Origin of the sequence: Pseudomonas sp. IT-P294 (genome assembly GCF_949767865.1) — a bacterium.
Lineage (GTDB): Bacteria > Pseudomonadota > Gammaproteobacteria > Pseudomonadales > Pseudomonadaceae > Aquipseudomonas.
Map to the genome: position 1 here is coordinate 1 of NZ_CATKQW010000021.1, position 6333 is coordinate 6333.

Annotated in this window: 5 protein-coding genes; all 5 read left to right on the forward strand. The window is 59.1% G+C overall.

Annotated elements, in window-relative coordinates; all coding sequences use genetic code 11:
* Positions 1-1110 precede the first annotated feature (1110 nt).
* On the forward strand, positions 1111-2370 hold the full coding sequence (locus ACM6I0_RS15065; protein ID WP_414922710.1) for a hypothetical protein: 1260 nt from the start codon (positions 1111-1113) through the stop codon (positions 2368-2370).
* Between the two features lie 275 nt (positions 2371-2645).
* Complete coding sequence (locus ACM6I0_RS15070; RefSeq protein WP_285433291.1) at positions 2646-3062, forward strand: DoxX family protein; 417 nt, start codon at positions 2646-2648, stop codon at positions 3060-3062.
* Positions 3055-3648: an antibiotic biosynthesis monooxygenase gene (locus ACM6I0_RS15075; protein ID WP_285433292.1), complete on the forward strand. Its 594-nt coding sequence runs from the start codon at positions 3055-3057 to the stop codon at positions 3646-3648. Before ACM6I0_RS15070 ends, ACM6I0_RS15075 begins: the two co-directional genes overlap by 8 nt.
* Positions 3645-5483, forward strand: coding sequence for an amidohydrolase (locus tag ACM6I0_RS15080; protein WP_285433293.1), 1839 nt, complete (start codon positions 3645-3647; stop codon positions 5481-5483). Before ACM6I0_RS15075 ends, ACM6I0_RS15080 begins: the two co-directional genes overlap by 4 nt.
* Before the next feature lie 69 nt (positions 5484-5552).
* Positions 5553-6179: an isochorismate family cysteine hydrolase YcaC gene (ycaC, locus tag ACM6I0_RS15085; RefSeq protein WP_157714602.1), complete on the forward strand. Its 627-nt coding sequence runs from the start codon at positions 5553-5555 to the stop codon at positions 6177-6179.
* Positions 6180-6333: the final 154 nt, after the last annotated feature.

Genomic DNA, 6333 nt, shown 5'->3' on the forward strand with positions numbered 1-6333 from the left:
TAGATCAAAAGCTGCAGGCGAGCTAACGCTCGGCCTGTTGAGTGGTTAAAAGCGGGCGGTGTACGTTGTTTTTTATTGTGGGGGCTGGCTTGCTAGCGATGGTGCCCTGCCAGCCGACCAATCTCTTCCTGCCGCCACTTGATCGTTCCCTACGCTCCGCGTGGGAATGCAGCCCGGGACGCTCCGCGTTCCGAAGGGGCGGGCGGACCAAGATCAAAAGCTGCAAGCGAGCTAACGCTCGGCCTGTTGAGTGGTTAAAAGCGGGCGGGGCGCCTCGATTTTTATTGTGGGAGCTAGCCTGCTAGCGATGGTGGCTTGCCAGTCGACCAGACTCTTCCTGCCGCCACTTGATCGTTCCCTACGCTCCGCGTGGGAATGCAGCCCGGGACGCTCCGCGTTCCGAAGGGGCGGGCGGACCAAAATCAAAAGCTGCAAGCGAGCTAACGCTCGGCCTGTTGAGTGGTTAAAAGCGGGCGGGGCGCCTCGGTTTTTATTGTGGGAGCTAGCCTGCTAGCGATGGCGACCTGACGGCCGACCAGATTCTTGCAGGTGTGCATCGAACCCTGTGGGAGCGGGCTTGTCGGGTCGCCGCATCGCCGCGATGGCGCCCGGCCAGCCGACCAGTCTCTTCCAGCTACCCCACTGATCGTTCCCTACGCTCCGCGTGGGAATGCAGCCAGGGACGCTCCGCGTTCCGAAGGGGCAGATGGATCAAGATCAAGAGCTGCAGGCGAGCGACCGCTCGGCCTGTTGAGTGGTGGAGAGCGATGCGTGTGCGCCGATGCATTGTGGGTTGTCTGGCTGGCTGGCTGGAGTGTGGTTGGTTGAACGGGCGGTACCGTTGTCAGTTGAAAAAGGTCAGCCCCGTCAATCCTTACCATTCGTCCGTAATTGTCGTTGACCTGTAAGTTCTGACAGTAGCCGGTGTTCGCGATTCGGTGTGTGATAGACCTGCTCCAGGTGGCAGGTTTAATCACGTACAGGGAACGAATAATGAATGGTCAGATTACGGAACTAGTCACGGACGACCTGCCACCTCTGTACATTCGGGAAAGTCCAGTCTCCGATCTCTTGAATCCACTGGCGGTCAGGCATAGCTGCAGGATTGTCATGGAGTACGCCATTGAGCCCGGTGACAGGGTCAGTGTGTCTTGGGCAGGGGCTCCGGGGGCTGGTTCGTATACGTCGGTGTTTTTCCCGGTGGGTGAGTTGCGTCCCTTGGAGGTCGGGATAGGCGGTATACCGCTGGTGATCTTCAATTTGGGGAGGACGGTGACGCTGACCTATACCGTTATTCGAGGTGACTCTGCGCCTGTGACTTCGCAGCCGTTGATTTTATACGTGCTGCCGATAGCGCTAAGTGAGTTGCCCAGACCCTTAATCACGCAGGCACCCGGGTTTGGCACGGGTTTGGTCCTTGATGTCAATGCGCTGACCGAATTCACCCTTCGGATTAACGCATGGCCCCTGCAAACCCAAGGTCAATACTTCTGGTTGCGTCTCAGAGGGACCAACGCCAACGATAGCGTTTTCGATGAGCTGTACTGGAGTGCACCGCACAATGTTGTCGATCAGAAATTCGACAAAGGCTTCTATGCACAAGGCTACTCCGCCGACCCGCTGAAGGGGCTCAAGGATCGCAGTACGCTGACTCTGGAGTTTATGGCGGGGCTGCAGGGTGGCCAGGACCCGGCCCTTGCCCAGAGGTTTGCGCATCGCAACTACATCATCAGCACGAATGGACCGGTCACACCGGTTGTCCCGGTGATCGAATCGGTGAAGGGCTCCGACAATATCGTTATTCCCGACATGGGAGACACTGCTCATTCTCGCGTAACGGTAACCGGGACCGCATTGGCGGGCGAAGAGGTGGAGCTCTTTGATGGGGAAGTCTTCCTTGGTAAAGCCAGGGCCATTTCCGGTCGCTGGGAATTGTTGGTGGCGGAGCTGGATGTGCGGCGGCATGTATTCAAGGCTGTGGCTTTGTATGGCGGTAATGAGGAATCCAACGCGTGGACGATCAACGTAACGTCGCCACTTCCGTTGCCGCTTACCATCAAAGAGGCCCCCGATAACATCAACCTCGACCTGGTTGCGGCCAGAGATCGCCTGACTGCCGTGTTGGACTACGACATGGAAGCCTTGGATCTGCTCAGAGTAATGTGGGTTGGCACGCCCGGCGCCGGGACGCGAACCACCTCTCCGGTTCGGGCTGGCGACATAAAGCCAAGAGAAATTCTGCTGCCCACTTCGCTTGTCAGCGCCAATGTCGGCAAAACGGTCACGGTGACATTCAGCTATACCCGCGGGACATCGCCCCCGGTGGTATCGCAACCGCTGAGGCTGAGCGTTTTCAATTCCGGCGGATGAGTAACATCTCAAAAGTGCTCCTTTTGAACAGAGGCATCAACATGGCTCCGGAGTTGATCCACTGAAAAAACGGCCTCGCAAGAGGCCGTTTTTTTTTGCGTCAGACAAATGCGTTCCTGCCATGAAGATCTCACACGGGGCTACGGCGGATCTCACTGCCGGGCTCATCCACAAAAAGAGCACGTACATTCAATTTTTCCCATCCCCGCCCCGGCATTATCGAATGACGTCCCGGCGCATGGCTGCCGGTGGTTTTTCATTTGTGCAGGTAGCCCATGAACGCTTCGCAATGGGATCAACGGGCCCAGGACTTCGGGTTGCTTTTTCTGCGGGTCAGCGGCGGATTGTTTCTACTGTGGGTGCACGGTTTGCCCAAGCTGCTTAACTACAGCGCGCAGTTGCAGGTCATCGAAGACCCTTTCCACCTCGGTGCGAATGTCACGCTGATGCTGGCTATTTTTGCCGAGGTGCTGTGTCCGCTGTTGATCATTGCCGGGGTGTTGGTGCGGTTGGCGTGCCTGCCGATTCTGTGTGTCCTGTTGATCGCCCTATTGGTCGTGCATCCACAGTGGAGCCTCGATGAAGGGCAGTTCGGCTGGCTGCTGCTGATTCTGTTCACCAGTCTTTTCATCGCCGGGCCGGGACGGCTGGCGCTCAATGTCCGATTCGCCGGAGCTTTGCGTTATGCCTGAATCCAACCGTTTCGAAGAAGTCGTGACCCTGGTCATCAAGCACCGGGTCAAGGCTGGTTTTGAAGTGCCTTACGAAGCCTGGTTGCGCAACATTGTCAGCATCGCGGGGCAGCAGGACGGGCATTTGGGTGTAGACGTGATGCGCGGTAAAAACGCCGGGCTCGACATGTACACCTGCGTGCTGCGCTTTTGCTCGACCGAGGCGATGCAGCGCTGGCTCGATTCGCCGCAGCGCCTGGAGCTGGTCAACGAAGCCACGCCGATGCTCGCCGATGGCGACCAGACCGAAGTCAATCCGGTCAAAGAATTCTGGTTCGCCCCGCAAGCCGATACCGCGTCGTCGCCACCTCCGCGCTGGAAGCAGGCCGTGGTCACGTTGCTGGTGATTCTGCCGCACACGCTGCTGGTGCCGCTGATCTGGGGCCCGCTGCTGCGGCTCAACGCGTTGCTCTCCAATTACGTGGTCGCGACATTCCTGATCACGCTGACCATCGTTGTCTCGGTGGTGTACCTGTTCATGCCAATGGCCACACGCTTGTTCGCGCCTTGGCTATCTTCTTCCACTCAGCCCAAGGAAACGCGATGAACGCCGATCTGATTCTATTCAATGGCCAATTTCATACCGTTGACCGTGAAAACCCACGCGCCAGCGCTGTAGCGATCAGCGATGGTCGCTTCGTTGCGGTCGGCACCGATGCCCAGGCCATGGCCCTGCGCGGGTCGGGTACGCAGGTCATCGACCTCAAGGGTCGCTGCGTCATCCCTGGCCTCAACGACTCGCACTTGCACCTGATCCGTGGCGGTTTGAACTACAACCTCGAACTGCGCTGGGAAGGCGTGCCGTCGTTGGTCGATGCCCTGCGCATGCTCAAGGATCAGGCTGATCGTACGCCGACGCCGCAATGGGTGCGCGTGGTCGGTGGCTGGAACGAGTTCCAGTTCGCTGAAAAACGCATGCCGACCCTGGAAGAGCTCAACCAGGCCGCGCCGGACACCCCGGTGTTCGTCCTGCACCTCTACGACCGCGCCTTGCTCAACCGCGCTGCCTTGCGCGTGGCCGGTTACACCCGCGATACGCCGAACCCTCCGGGCGGCGAAATTGTCCGCGATGCCAATGGCAACCCGACCGGCATGCTGGTCGCGCGTCCGAACGCGATGATTCTCTACTCGACGCTGGCCAAGGGGCCGAAGCTGCCGCTGGAGTATCAGGTCAACTCGACCCGCCAATTCATGCGCGAGCTCAATCGTCTGGGCCTGACGAGTGCGATCGATGCCGGGGGTGGCTTCCAGAATTACCCGGACGATTACCAGGTGATCGAACAGTTGGCCAAGGACCAGCAACTGACCATTCGCATTGCTTACAACCTGTTCACGCAGAAGCCGAAAGAAGAGCTGACCGATTTCAAGAACTGGACCAGCAGCGTGACCCTGCACCAGGGCGACGATTTCCTGCGGCACAACGGCGCAGGGGAAATGCTGGTGTTTTCGGCGGCGGATTTCGAGGACTTCCTCGAGCCGCGCCCGGACCTGCCGCAAACCATGGAAGACGAGCTGGAACCGGTGGTCCGCCACCTGGTGGAACAACGCTGGCCGTTCCGTTTGCACGCTACTTACAACGAGTCCATCAGCCGCATGCTCGACGTGTTCGAGAAGGTCAATCGCGACATTCCGTTCAACGGTTTGCCGTGGTTCTTCGACCACGCTGAAACCATCACCCCACAGAACATCGAGCGGGTGAGGGCGCTGGGCGGCGGTATCGCGATTCAGGACCGGATGGCGTTTCAGGGCGAGTATTTCGTCGAGCGTTATGGCGCCAAAGCTGCTGAAGCGACCCCTCCGATCAAGCGCATGTTGGCCGAAGGTGTGCCGGTCGGCGCCGGCACCGACGCGACCCGGGTGTCCAGCTACAATCCATGGACTTCGCTGTACTGGATGGTCAGCGGCCGCACAGTGGGCGGGCTTGAGCTGCATGCCGAGGGCTTGTCCCGGCAGACCGCGCTGGAACTGTTCACCCACGGCAGCGCCTGGTTCTCTTCCGAGCAGGGCAAGAAAGGCATGATCAAGGTCGGCCAACTGGCGGACGTGGCTGCGCTGAGTGCGGACTTTTTCAGCGTCGACGAAGAAGCGATCAAGTGGATCGAGTCGGTGTTGACCGTGGTCGGCGGCAAGGTGGTGTACGCCGCCGGTGATTTCGAAAAACTCGGGCCGGCCAGCGTGCCGGTGCTGCCGGACTGGTCGCCGGTGGTGAAAGTGCCGGGGCACTGGCGTCCGACTTCGCCGATGCAGGCGCAGGTTCACCATTGCAGCGGTCCATGCGGCGTGCATGCCCACAGCCATGACAAAGCGCGCCTGTCGAACGCGCCGGTCAGTGATTTTGCGGGTTTCTGGGGCGCCTTTGGCTGCTCGTGCTTCGCGTTCTGACGCTCAGAAAAAAGCGCCGATGGGCTGCATCGGCGCCTCACGTAATACCCATCCATCGAGGAGTTTCACATGAGCAACGTTCCGTACAAACGCCTGAATAAAGACGATGCCGTTGTCCTGTTGGTCGACCACCAGACCGGCCTGATTTCGCTGGTCCAGGATTTCTCGCCGAACGAATTCAAGAACAACGTGCTGGCCCTCGCGGACCTGGCCAAGTTCTTCAAACTGCCGACCATCCTCACCACCAGCTTCGAAAACGGCCCTAACGGTCCGATGGTGCCTGAGCTCAAGGAGCTGTTCCCGGACGCGCCGTACATCCCGCGTCCAGGCCAGATCAACGCCTGGGACAACGAAGATTTTGTCAAAGCCGTGAAAGCCACTGGTCGTAAGCAACTGATCATCGCCGGTGTCGTAACGGACGTGTGCGTGACGTTCCCGACGCTGTCGGCGCTGGCTGAAGGCTTTGAGGTGTTTGTGGTGACTGACGCTTCGGGCACGTTCAACGAAACCGTGCAGCAAGCCGCGTGGGCGCGCATGTCTGCTGCGGGTGCGCAACTGGTGAACTGGTTCTCGGTGGCCTGTGAGCTGCAAGGCGACTGGCGTAACGACATGGAAGGCTTGGCGAACCTGCTGTCGCCGCGCATTCCAAACTATCGCAACCTGATGAACAGCTATTCGGTGCTGACTTCGAAGTAAGTTTCGTTACCGATGAAAATGCCCACGACTGTGCGTAATGCGGTTCACTTACGATAGTTTTGGGGTCGGGGTTGGGGGCATATCCGTTACTTGGGTAACGGCGGCTATTGGTTCCGCTTTTACAGCGGGTCACTTGGAAAAGCCCCAAGTAACC

Bases quoted from the DNA above. Each gene is read 5' to 3' on its own strand.
- ACM6I0_RS15070 (WP_285433291.1), top strand. From the start codon at position 2,646: ATGAACGCTTCGCAATGGGATCAACGGGCCCAGGACTTCGGGTTGCTT.
- ycaC (WP_157714602.1), top strand. From the start codon at position 5,553: ATGAGCAACGTTCCGTACAAACGCCTGAATAAAGACGATGCCGTTGTC.
- ACM6I0_RS15080 (WP_285433293.1), top strand. From the start codon at position 3,645: ATGAACGCCGATCTGATTCTATTCAATGGCCAATTTCATACCGTTGAC.
- ACM6I0_RS15075 (WP_285433292.1), top strand. From the start codon at position 3,055: ATGCCTGAATCCAACCGTTTCGAAGAAGTCGTGACCCTGGTCATCAAG.
- ACM6I0_RS15065 (WP_414922710.1), top strand. From the start codon at position 1,111: ATGGAGTACGCCATTGAGCCCGGTGACAGGGTCAGTGTGTCTTGGGCA.